17 protein-coding genes are annotated in these 17,646 nt (G+C 41.6%); 14 read left to right on the forward strand and 3 right to left on the reverse strand.

Going from position 1 to position 17,646, the window contains the following annotated elements; all coding sequences use genetic code 11:
* The first annotated feature begins 101 nt into the window (after window positions 1-101).
* The 5 genes from prfB to L3V25_RS13700 all read left to right on the forward strand — a co-directional run bounded on the left by prfB (window position 102) and on the right by L3V25_RS13700 (window position 5,051).
* Window positions 102-1,200 (forward strand): peptide chain release factor 2 gene (gene prfB, locus L3V25_RS13685; RefSeq protein ID WP_107928100.1). Its coding sequence is split into 2 segments (ribosomal slippage): window positions 102-176 and window positions 178-1,200, totalling 1,098 coding nucleotides; the frame shifts between segments, so codons are not numbered across the junction.
* Window positions 1,201-1,272: 72 nt separating this feature from the next.
* Entirely contained in the window at window positions 1,273-2,796 is a 1,524-nt protein-coding gene (gene lysS, locus L3V25_RS13690) for a lysine--tRNA ligase (protein ID WP_237296107.1), read from the forward strand.
* A gap of 199 nt (window positions 2,797-2,995) precedes the next feature.
* On the forward strand, window positions 2,996-4,330 hold the full coding sequence (locus tag L3V25_RS13695) for a VpsR-related response regulator (protein WP_237296064.1): 1,335 nt from the start codon (window positions 2,996-2,998) through the stop codon (window positions 4,328-4,330).
* A 232-nt stretch (window positions 4,331-4,562) separates the two neighbouring features.
* On the forward strand, window positions 4,563-4,694 hold the full coding sequence (locus tag L3V25_RS16525; protein ID WP_267135497.1) for a hypothetical protein: 132 nt from the start codon (window positions 4,563-4,565) through the stop codon (window positions 4,692-4,694).
* 105 nt (window positions 4,695-4,799) lie between these two features.
* Window positions 4,800-5,051, forward strand: coding sequence for a DUF1127 domain-containing protein (locus L3V25_RS13700; protein ID WP_192999585.1), 252 nt, complete (start codon window positions 4,800-4,802; stop codon window positions 5,049-5,051).
* A gap of 90 nt (window positions 5,052-5,141) precedes the next feature.
* On the opposite strand, the gene L3V25_RS13705 is transcribed toward L3V25_RS13700, so the two are convergent.
* On the reverse strand, window positions 5,142-6,176 hold the full coding sequence (locus tag L3V25_RS13705; RefSeq protein ID WP_237296065.1) for an NADP(H)-dependent aldo-keto reductase: 1,035 nt from the start codon (window positions 6,174-6,176) through the stop codon (window positions 5,142-5,144).
* A 169-nt stretch (window positions 6,177-6,345) separates the two neighbouring features.
* On the opposite strand from L3V25_RS13705, the gene L3V25_RS13710 reads away from it, so the two are divergent.
* Window positions 6,346-6,654 (forward strand): DUF6482 family protein, encoded by a 309-nt coding sequence (locus tag L3V25_RS13710; protein WP_237296066.1) that lies wholly within the window; start codon window positions 6,346-6,348, stop codon window positions 6,652-6,654.
* 55 nt (window positions 6,655-6,709) lie between these two features.
* Here the strand turns inward: L3V25_RS13710 and mutH are convergent, their stop codons facing one another.
* Entirely contained in the window at window positions 6,710-7,384 is a 675-nt protein-coding gene (gene mutH / locus L3V25_RS13715; RefSeq protein WP_237296067.1) for a DNA mismatch repair endonuclease MutH, read from the reverse strand.
* Window positions 7,385-7,992: 608 nt separating this feature from the next.
* Here mutH and rppH point away from each other — a divergent pair.
* From rppH to L3V25_RS13745, 6 genes are all read left to right on the forward strand, one after another.
* The gene (gene rppH, locus L3V25_RS13720; protein WP_027696240.1) at window positions 7,993-8,508 is read left to right on the forward strand and encodes an RNA pyrophosphohydrolase; all 516 of its coding nucleotides are present in this window, start codon (window positions 7,993-7,995) and stop codon (window positions 8,506-8,508) included.
* A gap of 49 nt (window positions 8,509-8,557) precedes the next feature.
* On the forward strand, window positions 8,558-10,807 hold the full coding sequence (gene ptsP, locus L3V25_RS13725; protein ID WP_237296068.1) for a phosphoenolpyruvate--protein phosphotransferase: 2,250 nt from the start codon (window positions 8,558-8,560) through the stop codon (window positions 10,805-10,807).
* Window positions 10,808-10,992: 185 nt separating this feature from the next.
* Window positions 10,993-11,832, forward strand: a complete 840-nt coding sequence (gene lgt, locus L3V25_RS13730; protein WP_237296069.1) for a prolipoprotein diacylglyceryl transferase — start codon at window positions 10,993-10,995, stop codon at window positions 11,830-11,832.
* A 3-nt stretch (window positions 11,833-11,835) separates the two neighbouring features.
* Window positions 11,836-12,687: a thymidylate synthase gene (locus tag L3V25_RS13735; protein WP_237296070.1), complete on the forward strand. Its 852-nt coding sequence runs from the start codon at window positions 11,836-11,838 to the stop codon at window positions 12,685-12,687.
* Between the two features lie 128 nt (window positions 12,688-12,815).
* Entirely contained in the window at window positions 12,816-13,745 is a 930-nt protein-coding gene (nhaR, locus tag L3V25_RS13740; protein WP_237296071.1) for a transcriptional activator NhaR, read from the forward strand.
* A 1-nt stretch (window position 13,746) separates the two neighbouring features.
* Window positions 13,747-14,043: a metalloregulator ArsR/SmtB family transcription factor gene (locus L3V25_RS13745; RefSeq protein WP_237296072.1), complete on the forward strand. Its 297-nt coding sequence runs from the start codon at window positions 13,747-13,749 to the stop codon at window positions 14,041-14,043.
* A gap of 86 nt (window positions 14,044-14,129) precedes the next feature.
* Here L3V25_RS13745 and rpsT read toward each other — a convergent pair whose 3' ends face one another.
* On the reverse strand, window positions 14,130-14,390 hold the full coding sequence (gene rpsT, locus L3V25_RS13750; RefSeq protein ID WP_089124807.1) for a 30S ribosomal protein S20: 261 nt from the start codon (window positions 14,388-14,390) through the stop codon (window positions 14,130-14,132).
* Between the two features lie 559 nt (window positions 14,391-14,949).
* Here rpsT and murJ point away from each other — a divergent pair.
* Together murJ and ribF are read left to right on the forward strand one after the other, a co-directional pair.
* Window positions 14,950-16,506, forward strand: a complete 1,557-nt coding sequence (gene murJ, locus L3V25_RS13755; protein WP_346656337.1) for a murein biosynthesis integral membrane protein MurJ — start codon at window positions 14,950-14,952, stop codon at window positions 16,504-16,506.
* A 99-nt stretch (window positions 16,507-16,605) separates the two neighbouring features.
* Window positions 16,606-17,589, forward strand: coding sequence for a bifunctional riboflavin kinase/FAD synthetase (ribF, locus tag L3V25_RS13760; RefSeq protein WP_237296073.1), 984 nt, complete (start codon window positions 16,606-16,608; stop codon window positions 17,587-17,589).
* Window positions 17,590-17,646 lie beyond the last annotated feature (57 nt).

The following is a 17,646-nucleotide window of genomic DNA, read 5'->3' on the forward strand; positions in this document are numbered from 1 at the left end:
ACGAGTAAAATCCCTGTATATTCATCATCAATTTAGGTAGAATTCTGCGCCTATATTCGTATAAGAATTGACCCAATATCTCAAATAAGTGATAAGCCAACATGTTTGAAATCAATCCGATTAAAAACCGCCTTCAGGACGTTGCCGAGCGCACGAATGTTCTGAGGGGGTATCTTTGACTACGATGCTAAGAAAGAGCGTCTAGAAGAAGTCAATGCCGAACTTGAACAACCTGATGTCTGGAATGAACCTGAGCGCGCTCAAGCGTTAGGTAAAGAACGTTCAGCATTAGAAGCGGTTGTTGAAACCATTGATCAACTGGATCAAGGTTGTGATGATGTTGAAGGACTATTAGAACTTGCGGTTGAAGAGCAAGATCAAGAAACCTTTGACGAGATCGAACCTGAACTTGCCGATCTTGAAGCGAAATTAGAAAAGCTTGAGTTCCGCCGCATGTTCGCCGGTGATCACGATGCTTCTGATTGCTATATCGATTTACAATCAGGCTCTGGTGGTACCGAAGCGCAAGATTGGACTTCGATGATGCTACGTATGTATTTACGTTGGGCAGAAGCCAAAGGGTTCAAGACGGAAGTGATTGAAGTATCAGAAGGGGATGTGGCTGGCCTTAAAGGCGCGACAGTTCGTATTTCTGGTGAATATGCTTATGGCTGGCTACGTACTGAAACTGGCGTGCATCGCTTAGTTCGTAAATCACCATTTGATTCAGGCGGTCGCCGTCATACGTCATTTGCATCGGCATTTATCTACCCTGAGATTGATGACAACATCGAAATTGATATTAACCCATCAGACTTACGTATCGATGTATACCGTGCATCTGGTGCCGGTGGTCAGCACGTAAACACCACTGAATCGGCGGTACGTATTACGCACGTACCAACGAATATTGTGGTGCAATGTCAAAACGATCGTTCTCAGCATAAAAACAAAGATCAAGCCATGAAGCAGCTTCGTGCAAAATTGTTTGAGTTTGAATTGCAAAAGCAAAATGCTGAAAAACAAGCCAATGAAGATTCGAAATCTGATATCGGTTGGGGCAGCCAAATTCGCTCTTACGTATTAGATGATTCTCGTATTAAAGATCTTCGTACTGGCGTTGAAAACCGCAATACTCAAGCAGTATTAGATGGCGATCTTGATAAGTTTATTGAAGCAAGTTTGAAGTCAGGACTATAAGTTCAGCAACAAGCTAAGCACAAAGAATTCCTCTTCTTTTAGAAGATAACTCATTTTTTATAAGGGCACATGATGACTGAATCAAACAGCCAAAACCAAATTGATGCAGCAGAAGAAAATAAACTGATCGCTGAGCGTCGTTCTAAACTGGATCACATCCGTCAAAGCTGTAAAGCAAACGGCCACCCAAATGATTTTCGTCGTGAGCATTTAGCGGCAGATCTTCAAGCGGAATTTGGTGAAAAATCAAAAGAAGAATTAGAAGCGCTGAATCATGTTGTGGCTATCGCAGGTCGTGTAATGGCGAAGCGTGGTCCATTTCTAGTGATTCAAGAAACGTCTGGCCGTATTCAAGCGTATGCGGCTAAAGATGTACAAAAAGAATTAAAAGAAAAATACCAAGGCCTAGATATCGGTGACATCATCGGTGTGAAAGGGGCATTGCATAAGTCAGGTAAAGGCGATCTTTACGTGAATATGGAATCATACGAGTTGCTGACTAAAGCACTTCGTCCATTGCCTGAAAAATTCCATGGCTTAACTGACCAAGAAATGCGTTACCGTCAGCGTTACGTTGACCTGATTGTGAACGAAGATTCACGTACTGCTTTCATTATTCGCTCTAAGCTTGTAATGGCGATCCGTAACTTCATGGCGAAGAAAGGCTTCCTAGAAGTTGAAACGCCAATGATGCACGTGATCCCTGGTGGTGCGACAGCGCGTCCATTTATTACTCACCACAATGCATTAGATATTGATATGTACCTACGTGTTGCTCCAGAGCTTTACTTGAAGCGTTTGGTTGTCGGTGGTTTTGATCGCGTATTTGAAGTAAACCGTAACTTCCGTAACGAAGGTCTATCGCCTCGTCATAACCCAGAATTCACTATGATGGAATTCTACATGGCGTATGCAGATTACAATGATCTTATGGATCTGACTGAAGAAATGCTAAGTACAGTTGCGGTTGAAGTATTAGGCGAAACGTCTATGCCTTACGGTGAAGAGCGTGTTGAGTTCGGTGGTAAATATGCACGTATGAGCATGATCGATGCGATCAAACACTACAATCCAGACCATGCTGATATCGCCAACTTAAATGAAGAAACGGTAAAAGATCGTGACTTTATGGTTAAGATTGCTAAATCAGTTCATGTAGAAGTAGAAAGCTTCTGGACTTGTGGTCAGCTACTTGAAGAGATCTTTGGTGAAACCGCTGAACCTCAGCTAATTCAACCTACCTTCATTACTGGCTACCCAGCAGATATTTCTCCACTGGCTCGTCGTAGTGACTCAAACCCGTTCTTTACCGATCGTTTTGAATTCTTTATCGGTGGCCGTGAAGTGGCGAATGGTTTCTCTGAGCTTAATGATGCAGAAGACCAAGATGCACGCTTTAAAGCACAGGTTGAAGCAAAAGATGCCGGTGATGATGAGGCGATGTTCTACGATGCTGATTACATTACAGCGCTTGAGCACGGCCTACCGCCAACTGCGGGTCAAGGTATCGGTATCGATCGTCTAGCCATGCTATTTACAAATACTCATACTATTCGTGACGTGATCTTGTTCCCAGCGATGCGTCCACAGCAATAATTAGAAAGTATTACTGTATTAGAGCCCACCATCTCATTGGTGGGTTTTTTTTACCTGAAATTCGCAAAATACATTCCAAGCATCTATTTTTATTAAATAAACTGTCTGTCTCAAAAATAAGAAACCCTTTCATAGCTTTAATAATGTTGTCCTGTGTATGATGCCTTAGCTGGTGAATAAATAGTCAAAAGGATGCGATATGGAAAAGTATTTCCGAATGGATTCGGTACCGGGTTCACTTTTAGTGATTGGAGGGCGACTCGATACTTGGTATGAAAAGGTAGCACTCTCTGGTTGGAAAGTGGAACGCTGTGGAGATCTAAGACTCGGTCAAAGTATGATCGATCGAATTGGCCCGTGTATTGGGCTGATCGATTTGACCAATGACGACTTCAGTTTAAGCGCGATTGCCTACTTAGTTACCAATAATAAACATGTCCGTTGGATGGCTTACATCAAAGAGCACCAACTCAATCAAGATCCTATTTGCCAGTTCATCGTTAACTTCTGTATTGATTTCTTCACTTCACCTATGCCAGAAAAACTACTGTTGAGCAGTATTGGTCATCAGTTAGGCATGTTGAAAATAGAGAAGAAGGTATGGCCAGAAAATATGCTGGATAACCAAGATCTCTTAGTCGGTGACTCTTTACCAACCAAGCGCTTGCGTGAGCAGGTTAAACGTATCGCCAATACTGATGCCAATATTATTATTGCGGGCGAAAGAGGGGTTGGGAAACGGCTCGTCGCAAAATCAATTCATGACGTCTCATCACGTAGCAAATGTCCTTTTGTGGTTGTGAATTGCAGTGCTTTATCGGAAAAACGTTTCGAAAGAGAAGTGTTTGGTTTTGAAAGAGACAGTCAACCACCAGGCTTTCAAACTAAGCTTGAAGAGGCAGACCAAGGAACCTTACTGCTAAAAGACATAACTGCATTGCCGAAAAGCCAACAAAATCACTTATTGCACTTCATTAATCATCCGGTCATTCATACTGACAATGGCGAAAAAACCTTAGATATTCGAATTATGGTTTCAACCTATAATGATCTTGAGCAAAAGGTACAAGAATCGGAGTTTTCTGCTGAGCTGTTTTATCTATTAAAAATCCTTAAAGTGCATGTCACACCCTTAAAAGAGCGCTGCGGTGATATTGCCAGTATAGCGAATTATTATATTCAGCAATTTAGCCGAGAATATAATACTCAAGCTCGTAGTCTTTCTTCTCAAGCTCTCAAGGCCTTAACCCAATATCATTGGCCCGGCAATGTCAGAGAGCTACTTAATCAAGTTAAACGAGCAGTATTAGTTTCTGATGGAATAGTGATTGAACTAGAGCATTTTGATTTACCGTCTCAAAGCCAAAAAACTCGCACCTTAAAAATGATCAGAGAAGACTCTGAAAAAGAAGCACTAGTGAAAGTATTAGAGGCTCATGATGGGCAAGTATCGCTCGCTGCGAAAGAGCTGAGGATATCGAGAGCAACTATGTATCGCTTGCTTGGTAAACATAAATTAGTCTCAGAGGCGTGAAACGATAGTGATGAAGGAAATACTGGAACAATCAATAATATGGCAACAGACGATGGTTGGTTGATTTTTGAGCGACAATTGACTGTTTTTTAAGTTACTCTTGGGTTAATAAATTGTTTTTGTTTTGTTGCGCAAATAAGGGTTGAACAAATTTCTTAGCTGGTTAAAATTTAATCGTGAATTGAATTTCACTTTATATATCAAATGGATTAATTAGTTATTTAGGAGGCACATGATGAAACATTTATATTCTGACATTTTTACATGTGCTCGACTAAACGCGACTCAGTTAACTTATGCTTTTAATGCCCATCGAGTAATGCCGATGGCTTCAAGCATGTTATCTGATAAACGAATGAACTAATTATTCCGTAACCTTTTGGCTGCGGAAACTAAGCAGCCATTAGGATTATTTTGTCTATTTCCCTTCTGCGCTGCTGTTTTCCCCATTCATTGTTTGGAGAAAATTATGCGTCACTCTATTTATATTCAACTTGCAACACTGCTAATTAAAGCCGATTTAAAACGTGAACAAAATGCTTGGTTGCGTAAAGTTCGTCGCTCTCAATATGAACTACCTTTTCATAGTGAGCACTTACTGCGAGATATTGGACTAGATAGCACAGGCCGACCTCTCGGCGAATCATTATCAGTCACAAATAAAGCTGAGCGTCGTGTTACTTTAATGCGGCGAATATTTAGGACTCGACTGAGTACATAACCGAATGCTGGTGGTTATTAATCACCAGAGCACAGAAAAGGGAAGTGAGTGGTCACTTCCCTTTGTGTTTTTAAAATTATTAAGTATGAATTATGGGCAAGGGTTAGGGTACTGAACACCTACTTGATAAAGATCTTGCAGTAGTTCGTCAGATAACTGGGTATCGATGCTATCAATGTTCGCTTTTAGCTGTTCCATTGTGGTGGCACCGATAATATTCGACGCAACAAATGGGCGTTGATTAACAAACGCTAATGCCATTTGTACCGGATCAATATCGTGTTTTTTAGCAATATCAATGTAGGCTTGTGTTGCGGCCTCACCTTGCGGCGTAAAGTAACGAACAAAGCGTTCAAACAAGCTACAACGAGCTCCATCTGGTCGAGCTCCATTGAGATACTTGCCACTTAATACCCCAAATGCTAGCGGCGAATAAGCCAGTAACTCGACACCTTCGTGGTGACTAATTTCTGATAGGCCAACTTCAAAGCTGCGGTTGAGTAGGTTGTATGGGTTTTGAATCGATACGATCCTTGGCAAATCATGCTTTTCCGCTAAACGTAGCAGCGTCATCACGCCCCATGGAGTTTCATTTGATACACCGATATAACGAGTTTTACCCGCTTTCACTAACTCCGCTAATGCTTCTAATGTTTCGATAAGAGTGACTTCTTGCTGCTCATCTAAATGAGGGTAGTTGAGTTGTCCAAAACGGTTGTTATTACGTTGGGGCCAATGTATCTGGTACAAATCAACATAATCGGTTTTGAGACGTTGTAAGCTGCTGTCCATTGCTAGATGAATATTACGACGATCTAGGCTCATATTTTCACGAATATGGGACATACGGCCTGGGCCTGCCACTTTGGTCGCTAAAATGACTTTTTCACGTTTTCCTGATTTTTCTAGCCAATTACCAATATATTCTTCGGTGGACCCTTGGGTGCTAGGCTTTGGCGGAACAGGGTACATCTCTGCGGTATCGATGAGGTTAACGCCTCTTTCGAGAGCATAATCTAATTGCTCGAAAGCTTCTTTTTGAGTGTTCTGCTCACCATAGGTCATTGTACCTAAAGCAATTTTACTGACTTCTAAATTAGAGTGCGGGATCTTGTGGTATTTCATTGCACATCCTTGGCTGATCGTTGAAAAATCAATATTTAAATATGTAAACCGTTTACTCAATATATAGCAAAAAAGCTTGAGTAGTAAGTCAGTTAGCTAAGGTTAGATTTTTGTCCTAGACTGGAATATAACACCATGAATTGTACTGAGTGTGCGGTGGGAGGTAAGGATGAGAAAACAGCAATTGGATCACTGGTTGCAAGCGAGTAAAAAAGAGGAGTGTGAGCCTCCTAAGGTATTTGTGGTGAGTTGCGCTGATCTTTCTCACTATTCACTTGCTGTTGAATATAAACATCGATTAGAGCCGATCATGGAAAAAGATCAGTTAGCTTATTTCAATTCTTTAGAATCGGTAAAAGATGAGTTAAAAAAATTAGGTTTATCCAGCGCTTATCTGAGATTGCATAATGCTTATGATGAATTTGGCGCTGAGGGACTCGATCTTTTTCAGGATATTGAATTACATCTCGCTTCCTAGACTAGGTGACCGGATTTTACTAGGTAATAGAGTTTGACTAGGTAACAGACAGTGGTTATGAAGATCGTTGCAAATGATTTAACAGAATATTCGCTGTGAATTGTTTCCGTAAATAAAATCCTCTTGGTAAGGTTTTGATTGGTTGCCCATTGGCACTATAGGCTTCAGTCACCACTTTACTATTGGCAGCTTTAGGTCGTAGCTGCATAACTTCCCCGTGCTTAGCCGTAATTTGTTCTACCTTCCCTAGCACGATAAATTCCATCAACTCTTCCCAATCTTGTTTAAGTTGTTGCTCTTCTTGATCACTTGGTGACCATAAGATCGGGCGGCCAACTCGGCGTTCCGCAAGAGGGATCTCTCGTTCACCTTCAACCGGGATCCACAATACTTTGGCGAGTTTATGCTTAACATGGCTATTTTGCCAAGTCAGTCCATTTACCCCGGTTAAGGGGGCGACAGACACAAATGTGGTTTCTAATGGTTGACCATTAAAGCCAATCGGTATGGTTTTTAATTCAATGCCTAAATGCTCAAAATCAGGTTGGGCTTTGCTGCCAGACTCTGCACCTAAATGCCACTCGAGTAATTGTCCTACCCAACCTTTTTCTCGCTTGAGGTTTTCGGGAACGGTAATACCAGCTTGATGTGCTAAAGAAGCAAAAGAGCGAGCGACGATCTTTTCGGCTCGTTGCATCAATTCCTGTTCTGTCTTAGGGGGTAACGGCATAGCAAATGATCTGATTAAAAAATTAGGCTTCTATAGTACATTATTTTTGACAAGGATCTTATCCGCTTCGATCTTATTATGTTGTTAAATTAACTTATCCACAGGTTTTGTTCTGAATGGTGAAAATAAAAGTGATGGCGATCACTTTATTCACATTTGCAGTAATAAAAGAACATGTCTGAGTCCTTTTTAAGCGCTTTTGCATGATCTGATGTGGATAATATAAATCATGGTGGATCTTTAACCGATCTGTGTTTATAAAAGATCCTAAAGATCCTCAACTTGTCCGTAATAGCCTTTTTTGTTCTTATTGTTTTGTTTTTTAAGGTCTTTGTTTGATTTTGGTATAAAAGATCGACAGTTGTGCCTGAGTGTTAAATAAGCCATTTAATTGTTTTGTCGTTTTCTTCACACATTTATTCACAGAAATAGTGAATAAATGCCACAGTCAGTCAAGATTTGTGTTGATAACTTATTATTTGGACTTAGCTTATGAGAAAAGTGGCTGTTAGCGAATAAAAAGTGCGATATTGTGCACTTGAAATTTGCCCCTTTTGTGGATATGTGAAAAAATCACTGGTAACAGAGATTTATATTAGAGGTTAGCCGTGATAGATGGCGATGGTTACCGCTTAAATGTGGGAATTGTAATATGTAACAACCATGGTCAGGTGTTCTGGGCAAAACGATACGGGCAGCATTCTTGGCAATTTCCACAAGGTGGGATTGATGACGGTGAAACGCCGGAACAAGCACTATTTCGTGAATTGTATGAAGAAGTTGGGCTAACAAAGAAAGATGTGAAGATCATTGGAGTCAGTCGTCATTGGTTAAAATATAAATTACCAAAACGTCTGGTGAGATGGGATTCCAAGCCTGTGTGTATTGGCCAAAAACAGAAATGGTTTTTACTGCGGTTAGAGTGTGATGAATCAAACATCAATATGAACCGTGGACGAACCCCTGAATTCGATGGTTGGCGTTGGGTGAGTTTTTGGTACCCAGTCAGACAAGTGGTTTCTTTTAAAAGGGATGTATATCGACGAGCAATGAAAGAGTTTGCTTCGATTGCGATGCCTTTTCGAGAGCCTAAAATGAAAGGTAAGAGAAAAGTGCGTCGATAAGTCTTTATCTGGTTAATAACTAGGTAAGACATCATAAAGGTGGATGTGAATGCTTATTCAACTAAGGGACATCGTTGAACAAGTATCTAAAGCAGACGATCTTCGTCAAGCATTAGATATTTTGGTAAAGGATACTTGTAAAGCGATGCACACAGAGTGTTGCACCGTTTATTTAGCCAATAACGAGCAAAATCGTTTGGAGCTAATGGCCACTCAAGGGCTAAAGTTTTCTGGCCAAACTATTCATATTCCTTTTGAAGAAGGTTTAGTCGGGTTGGTTCGTCGCAGTGCCGAACCTCTCAATCTCTCTTATGCACAAAAACATCCCAATTTTAAATATTTCCCTGAGCTTGGGGAAAATGTTTATCAATCTTTCCTCGGAACCCCGATCATTCACCGCCGCCAGATACTAGGCGTGTTGGTGATTCAGCAACGATCACCAAGATCATTCAGTGAAGTAGAAGAATCTTTCCTCGTGACACTTGCCGCTCAGCTGGCGGTCATTCTTGCTCATTCTCAAGCCCAGGGCCAATGGCAACTCAATGACAACCAAGTCCATTCCTATAAAGGCATCGCGGCTTCGTCTGGCATTGCCATTGGTCAAATTTGGTGGGATGACACTCATCCCGATCTTTCCCAAATCGCTCCCGCTTCTTGTTTAGATATTAATCAAGATCAAGAGTGGCTGGCGCTTGCGATTGAAAGTGCGATCGCAGATTTTCGCCGGATGCGTAAGCGTTTTGATAGTGAATTAAATAAAGATACTTTGGCGATCTTTGAGCTATTTGTTCACTTATTGCATGATCCTATGTTGCGTGCCGATCTTAATAAACAGATTGAGAAGGGCGATCGAGCGGATTGGGCATTAAGACAAGTGGTTGAGCTTTATGCTGAGCGCTTTGCCAGCATGAGTGACTCTTATTTACGAGAACGATCCAACGACATTAAAGAGCTTGGACAAAGATTATTGTATTTCTTACATAATAGTGAAGTTCGAACTCCTAGTTTTAAAAATCCGGTCATTTTAGTGGTTAGGGAGCTGACTGCTTCAATATTAGCGGCGATCCCTAAAGATAAGCTGCTTGCGGTCATTTCATTGGAAGGTGCCGCCAATTCACATGCGGCGATTTTATCTCGTGCGCTTGGTATTCCTGCCATTATGGGGGCGCAACTTAAACCAGAATCGGTATCGGGTAAGTTCGGTATCGTAGATGGTTATAGCGGTGACATTTTTGTTGAACCTGCTGCTCAACTGCTTGCCGAATATCAATCGTTAGCCAATGAAGAAGAAGAGCTTTCAGATTTAGTTGCTCAGGAATTATCGCAACCCGCGGCTACCCAAGATGGCAAGCGAGTTGAATTGATGCTCAACGCAGGTCTTAGTGCCGATACCAATATTGCGGTTAACCAAGGCGTTGATGGGGTTGGGCTGTATCGTACGGAAATTTCTTTTTTACTGCATAACCGTTTTCCTTCTGAAGAAGAACAAACTCAGCAATACCGCACTATTTTAGCCACTTATCCTGATAAACGCGTGGTAATGCGAACCTTAGATATCGGTGGTGATAAAGCGCTACCTTACTTCCCAATAGAAGAAGACAACCCTTTCCTTGGGTGGCGCGGCATCCGTTTTACTTTAGATCACCCCGATATCTTTTTAATTCAACTACGCTCAATGTTAAAAGCCAGTACCGGACTAGGTAATTTAAATATTATGTTGCCTATGGTGTCGGGATGCCAAGAGATAGATGAATCGCTGCTCTTGATAGAGCGTGCTTATCAAGAAGTATCGCAGTTGGATCCTAATATTCAGCGACCACAAATCGGCATTATGCTCGAAGTGCCTTCAATGCTGTATTTATTACCGCTCGTGGCGCATAAAGTAGATTTTGTATCGGTCGGTACTAACGATTTAACTCAATATCTGCTGGCGGTTGATCGAAATAACTCTCGAGTGTCGGATGTGTACGAACATGTCCATCCTTCAGTGGTGATGGCGCTCAAGCATATTTATGATATGTGCCAACAATATAAACTGCCGGTGTGTATTTGTGGTGAGTTAGCCGGGGATCCAATCGGTGCCTTGTTGCTTATTGGGATGGGCTATCGCTCATTGAGTATGAACACATCCAATGTTGCTCGAATCAAATATATTCTACGTAAATCTGACTCTACAGAATTGCAGCAACTCCTTAATACTGCGATGAAGCAAGCCTACGGTACTGATATCTATAACCTAGTATTTCAATACCTAGAACAGAAAGGTTTGGCTGGCTTTATTCGTGCAGGTAAGAAATAAGCGTTTTTTCTACGTAATTTATGACTAGCTAATTAATTTGATTGGTATTACTGCATCTGTTAAGCGATTACTTTATTATACCGCCTAATCGGTCGGCTTTAATCTTTGAGGGCACTAAATGCCTTTATCATAGTCTGACATTATCTATCTTCATTATTTTTTAACTTTAAAGCAGAGAGACTTTTATGAGTCAGGGATTTTTAGTCTTCCCACAGATTGATCCGATCATTTTCTCTATCGGGCCAATTGGTGTGCGTTGGTATGGATTGATGTATTTACTAGGGTTCGCTTTTGCAATGTACGTTGCTAACAAGCGAGCTGATAAACCAGGTAGTGGTTGGACTCGTGAGCAAGTTTCTGATCTACTCTTTGCAGGTTTCCTTGGGGTAGTACTTGGTGGCCGTATTGGCTATGTGCTGTTTTATGGCTTTGACTACTGGATGGAAGATCCATTGTATCTGTTTAAAGTCTGGACTGGCGGCATGTCATTCCACGGTGGCCTACTCGGTGTGATCACCGCCATGCTATGGTACGCACGTAAAAACCAACGTACTTTCTTTGGTGTGGCTGACTTTATTGCACCGTTAGTTCCGTTTGGTTTAGGTGCTGGTCGCATCGGTAACTTTATCAATGGTGAGCTATGGGGACGCGTGACTGACGTGCCATGGGCGATGATTTTCCCAACCGGTGGCCCGTACCCACGCCATCCATCTCAACTTTATGAATTCTTACTTGAAGGGGTAGTGCTCTTCTTTATCTTGAATTGGTTTATCCGTAAGCCTAGACCTGCTGGTGCGGTGTCGGGACTATTCTTGATTGGCTATGGAGTATTCCGCTTCTCGGTGGAATTTGTTCGTCAGCCGGATGCACAGCTTGGTTTATTTGATAACTTTATTTCGATGGGGCAAATTCTATCCACACCGATGATTATTATTGGTGCCTTGATTATGATTTGGTCTTATAAAACTCAGAAACCAACGGTATATTCAAACGAAAAAGCCAGTAAACCAGCCAAAGGGAAGTAAGTTGTGAAACAGTATTTAGATCTTTGCCAGCGTATTATTGATGAAGGCCAATGGGTTGAAAATGAGCGCACGGGAAAACGCTGCCTGACGATTATTAATGCCGATCTAACCTATGATGTTAGCAACAATCAATTTCCTTTAGTGACCACACGTAAGAGCTTTTGGAAATCGGCAGTTGCTGAGTTGCTAGGCTATATTCGTGGCTATGACAATGCGGAAGATTTCCGCAAGCTGGGCACCAAAACATGGGATGCTAATGCTAACTTAAATCAGGCTTGGCTCGATAATCCTTACCGTAAAGGTGAAGATGATATGGGCCGTGTTTATGGAGTTCAAGGCAGAAGTTGGGCAAAACCCGATGGCGGGCACATCGATCAACTGCGTAAAATTGTCGATGATTTAACCCGTGGTGTCGATGACCGCGGTGAGATCCTAAACTTCTATAACCCTGGTGAGTTTCATATGGGGTGCTTACGTCCTTGTATGTACAGCCACCACTTTTCTCTATTAGGTGACACGCTATATTTAAATAGCACTCAGCGTTCGTGTGATGTGCCACTAGGCCTTAATTTCAATATGGTCCAAGTGTATGTGTTCTTAGCGATTATGGCGCAAATTACCGGTAAAAAAGCTGGCGTTGCGTATCATAAGATCGTTAATGGCCATATTTATGAAGACCAACTCGCCCCAATGCGTGATATCCAATTGAAGCGCACACCATTTGAAGCGCCTAAATTTCATATCAACCCTAAGATTAAAACGTTAGAAGATTTGGAAACTTGGGTAACTTTAGATGATTTTGAGGTGACAGATTATCAATGTCACGATGCGATTAAGTATCCCTTTTCCGTTTAAATCGAATTAAAGACATTAATCATAAATTTAAGCCCTTATTTAGTATTGTATGACTAAATAAGGGCTTTTTAATAGCTCGGAAAAAACATATTATAAAAGTCTATTTTATGGTTTTTTCGAGGCAATAAATGTCACATTTGAATTATAACCATCTGTATTACTTTTGGATGGTATGCAAACAAGGGTCAGTGGCCAAAGCCGCAGAAGCTTTGTTTCTAACACCTCAAACGGTGACCGGACAAATTAAAGCGTTTGAAGAGCGCATGAATGGCAAGTTGATGAAGCGTAGTGGCCGCAGTGTTGAGCCTACCGAGCTTGGCCAATTGGTCTTTAAGTATGCCGATAAAATGTTTGGTCTCAGCTACGAAATGCTGGATATCGTTAATTACTCTCAGCAAGAAAACGTATTGTTTGATGTTGGGGTAGCGGACGCATTATCGAAAAGGCTTGTCAGTAAGATCCTGTTAAATACCGTGCCGGAAGATAACAGCATTCACTTACGCTGTTTTGAATCGACTCATGAATTGCTATTAGAGCAACTTTCTCAACATAAGTTAGATATGATTTTATCGGATTGTCCGGTCGATTCGAGTCAAAGCCCTGGGCTGTATAGTAAGAAGCTAGGGGAATGCAAAATGAGCTTTTATTCTTCTCAGCCGATTGAAGAGCATGATTTCCCCGCGGCATTGTCTCAAAGAAAATTGCTGATTCCAGGAAGAAGAACTTCAATGGGGCGTAATGTCATGCATTGGTTTGAAAGATTGGGGATTACGCCTAATATTTTAGGGGAATTTGATGACTCAGCATTAATGAAAGCCTTTGCTCGTTATCACACTGATGCCATTTTTCTCGCCCCTAACTTATACTTATCAGAAGTTGAAGATGAGTTTCCTCTGCATTTGATTGCAGAAGTCGAAGATTTGAAAGAAGAATATTATGTTATTTTTGCGGAAAGGATGATCCAACACCCTTCTGTAAAGAATGTATGTGATGCGGATTTTAGTCGGTTATTTCAACCACTCCGAGATCATTCCCCCTATTCAATAGTGAGGCAGTAAGATGGATTTGAAAGAGATGGAAAGCAATCTTTCTCAAGCTGTGGTTCTTCTGAAAGCCATGGCCAATGAAAATCGATTACAGATATTATGCATTTTGCATCAAAATGAATTATCAGTTGGGCAGTTGTGTGAAAAGTTACCTTTAAGCCAATCGGCATTGTCTCAGCACTTAGCGTGGCTACGCAGAGATGGGTTGGTTAGTACGCGTAAAGAGTCGCAAACCGTGTACTACTCATTGCAAAGCGATGAAGTAAAAGCTTTGATTAAGCAGTTGCATCATTTGTATTGCGATAAATAATCTTTTCGAGAAACGAGAAACGAGAAACACAGATATAAAAAAACCGACCCTAAGGTCGGTTTTTAGCAATTAAACAACTTTAAAAATTAAAGTGCTTTGATCGCTGCAGCAAAACGAGACTTGTGACGAGCAGCTTTATTCTTATGAATAAGGCCTTTAGTCGCCATGCGGTCTAGTAATGGTGTAACTTCAACTAGTGCAGCAGTTGCAGCTTCTTTATCGCCAGCTTCAATAGCAGCGATAGTTTTTTTCATGTAAGTGCGCATCATAGAACGACGGCTAGCATTGTGCTGGCGACGTTTCTCAGCTTGGATAGCGCGCTTCTTAGCAGATTTACTGTTTGCCAAGGGTCTAACTCCCAAAAAACTTTAGTTCGGTGACAATTTAAGGGCGAGGACTATGCCTTTTTCCTTAAAATATGTCAACAGATTTGTGCAAAAACCAATCTTTACCAAACAAAATTTTGGTGAAGTATGGCTATCGCGGTTAAGATGGCGTGGATTCTATCAGCATTTGAATACCAATGCTATACCCAAGTAACTTCAGGGTGCAAGTTTCAGCAAGAATAAAACAAGCTTTAGGCAAGACAAATTGAATATGATCATAGTGATTCTATCTCTGTTCAATTTAACGCAGCATAAAGCTTGTTTTAACTTGCCCTTCGGGAGCTTCATCCAAACCTTTATGCTGCGTCAGATTGATTTGAAAGGTGCCTACATTCCTTCGCCAATCTTCCTTGCCTAAAGGTCTGGATGATAGCTCTGAATTCTGCATCTTGAAGTCACTTGGGTATATAATTATCTCATTACAAAGTCACTCATTGATGGCAAATTTATGCTCAAATAGCGATAAATTGCCTGCTGAGGGCTTATTGTCGTTTATGACTACTTTTTTATCGAGGCACGCGTGAGTCGAAAACTATTACGATCTGGGCTAATTGTTAGCGCCATGACATTTGTTTCTAGGGTATTAGGCCTAGTACGTGATGTTGTTGTTGCTAATTTAATGGGGGCCGGTGCGGCTGCCGATGTATTCTTTTTTGCCAATCGAATTCCTAACTTTTTGCGTCGTTTATTTGCCGAAGGCGCATTTTCTCAAGCTTTCGTTCCAGTATTAACGGAATATCACGCCTCGGGTGACATGGATAAAACCCGCCAGCTTATCGCCAAAGTTTCAGGGACACTTGGGGTTCTGGTGACTATTGTGACACTGCTCGGGGTACTTGGCTCTGGTGTAGTGACTGCCGTTTTTGGTGCCGGTTGGTTTATGGATTGGCTACATGATGGTCCGAAAGCTGACAAGTTTGTTCTGGCGAGCTTCTTATTGAAAATAACTTTTCCCTATCTGTGGTTTGTCACTTTTGTTGCTTTATCTGGCGCAATTTTAAATACCCTAGGTAAGTTTGCGGTTTCATCATTTACTCCGGTGTTTTTAAACATCATGATGATTTTAGCCGCTTTATATATCTCGCCTAATCTCGATCAGCCAGAAGTGGGTCTTGCTATCGGGGTATTCTTAGGCGGCTTGGCTCAGTTCTTGTTCCAAATTCCATTTTTATTAAAGCAAAAAGTAATCGTTCGTCCGCAGTGGGGTTGGAATGATCCCGGTGTAAAAAAAATCCGCACTTTAATGATCCCAGCATTGTTTGGGGTATCGGTTAGCCAAATTAACTTATTGTTTGATTCTGCGGTAGCCAGTTTCCTTGCGACCGGTTCAATCAGTTATCTTTATTATTCGGATCGCTTACTAGAATTTCCACTAGGTTTGTTTGGTATCGCGATTGCCACGGTTATTTTACCTGCTCTATCACGCAAGCATGTCGATGCGGAAAGTGATGGATTCTCCAAGACAATGGACTGGGGCGTGCGCATGGTGCTACTGCTCGGTTTGCCTGCGATGTGTGGATTGATTGTGCTTGCTAAGCCAATGCTAATGGTGCTTTTTATGCGCGGTGAGTTTTCTGCTGCGGATGTGCAAAATGCTTCTTTGTCGTTGTTTGCTTATGCCACTGGCTTACTGAACTTTATGTTAATTAAAGTATTAGCGCCGGGGTATTACTCAAGACAAGACACTAAAACCCCAGTTCGTTACGGCATCATTGCGATGCTGACCAATATTGTGTTCAATGCGATTTTTGCTTACTTCTTTGGTTATGTAGGCTTGGCGATAGCAACATCGCTTTCAGCCTTAGTCAATATGGGACTACTATATCGCGGTCTACATATTGCCAATGTGTATCGACTATCAAAAGAAACCATTGTTTTTGCTGTGAAAATTACTCTGGCTGGTGGCTTGATGGTGGCGGTAATTGATTGGCAGATGGCTGACTTTGCCACTTGGTTAACCTGGTCTATTTCTGTGCGTGCAATGTGGTTAGCGGGTTTGATTGGTTTAGGTGCGGCGGTTTATCTGGTTTCTGCGACGATATTTGGTATTCGCCTGAAACACTTGAAAGCCGATTAATTGGCAACAACAAAGGTGCGTGATGCTCGCATATTAAGGGCATTACGTATATAATTCGCCGGTTTAACGCGAAGCAAAAATTTGGTAAATAAAAACCGTATGGAATTGATTCGAGGCATTCACAATATTCAGGCGCATCATTCAGGATGTGTGCTCAGCATTGGTAATTTTGATGGTGTCCATTTAGGGCATCAGAAAGTATTAAAGCAACTTTGTGAACACGCTGAGACTCTAGGATTACCTTCGGTTGTGATGACGTTTGAGCCTCAGCCAATGGAGTTTTTTGCGAAGCAAGCTGCACCAGCAAGGCTCACTCGGCTACGTGATAAGTTTGCCCAATTATCCAAATGTAAAATTGACCGCTTATTGTGTGTTAATTTTAATCAAAAGTTTGCCAATTTAAGCCCTGAGGATTTTATTAGTGAATTGCTAGTTAAGAAACTTGGGGTTAAGTTTTTAGTGGTGGGTGATGACTTTTGTTTTGGAAAAAATCGCCAAGGTAGTTTTTCTGACTTGCAAAAAGCAGCAGATAAATATGGCTTCCAAGTAGTCAATACACAAAGCTTTTGTATGCCAGCCCGTATTGCCCAACAAGCTGACTCTGCCGTGCGAGTGAGTAGTACCGCGATTCGCCAAGCATTAGCGAGTGATGATCTGGCGTCGGCTGCGACTATGCTAGGCCGTGACTACAGTATTAATGGCCGCGTATCGCATGGTCGTAAGTTAGGTCGAACCATTGGTTTTCCAACGGCGAACATCCCATTAAAACGTAATGTGTCACCAGTGTCTGGTGTCTATGTGGTGAAAGTAGTCGGAGCCGATGACAATGCGGTGATCGGCGGTGTTGCAAATGTCGGTAACAGGCCAACCGTTAATGGCGTACGTCAGCAGCTTGAAGTGCATTTGTTTGATTTCAAAAACAACCTGTACGGCAAGCAGCTAGAAGTAGTACTGCTACATAAAATTCGTGATGAACAAAAATTTGATTCATTTGAATTATTGAAACAACAAATAGAATTAGATGCTCAAGTGGCAAGGGTGTGGTTACTTGAACACAACATATTTTCAGAGATGGCTGAATAAGCACTACATCTCCAAGAAAATCCTTATTTAATATCGCCCAATGTAACGGAATTAAGA

It is taken from the genome of Vibrio sp. CK2-1 (assembly GCF_021726515.1).
Taxonomy (GTDB): domain Bacteria; phylum Pseudomonadota; class Gammaproteobacteria; order Enterobacterales; family Vibrionaceae; genus Vibrio.

Coding starts and splice junctions, on each gene's coding strand:
- lysS (WP_237296107.1), top strand. CDS start 1,273: ATGACTGAATCAAACAGCCAAAACCAAATTGATGCAGCAGAAGAAAAT.
- L3V25_RS13695 (WP_237296064.1), top strand. CDS start 2,996: ATGGAAAAGTATTTCCGAATGGATTCGGTACCGGGTTCACTTTTAGTG.
- L3V25_RS16525 (WP_267135497.1), top strand. CDS start 4,563: ATGATGAAACATTTATATTCTGACATTTTTACATGTGCTCGACTAAAC.
- L3V25_RS13700 (WP_192999585.1), top strand. CDS start 4,800: ATGCGTCACTCTATTTATATTCAACTTGCAACACTGCTAATTAAAGCC.
- L3V25_RS13705 (WP_237296065.1), bottom strand. CDS start 6,176: ATGAAATACCACAAGATCCCGCACTCTAATTTAGAAGTCAGTAAAATT.
- L3V25_RS13710 (WP_237296066.1), top strand. CDS start 6,346: ATGAGAAAACAGCAATTGGATCACTGGTTGCAAGCGAGTAAAAAAGAG.
- mutH (WP_237296067.1), bottom strand. CDS start 7,384: ATGCCGTTACCCCCTAAGACAGAACAGGAATTGATGCAACGAGCCGAA.
- ptsP (WP_237296068.1), top strand. CDS start 8,558: ATGCTTATTCAACTAAGGGACATCGTTGAACAAGTATCTAAAGCAGAC.
- lgt (WP_237296069.1), top strand. CDS start 10,993: ATGAGTCAGGGATTTTTAGTCTTCCCACAGATTGATCCGATCATTTTC.
- nhaR (WP_237296071.1), top strand. CDS start 12,816: ATGTCACATTTGAATTATAACCATCTGTATTACTTTTGGATGGTATGC.
- L3V25_RS13745 (WP_237296072.1), top strand. CDS start 13,747: ATGGATTTGAAAGAGATGGAAAGCAATCTTTCTCAAGCTGTGGTTCTT.
- ribF (WP_237296073.1), top strand. CDS start 16,606: ATGGAATTGATTCGAGGCATTCACAATATTCAGGCGCATCATTCAGGA.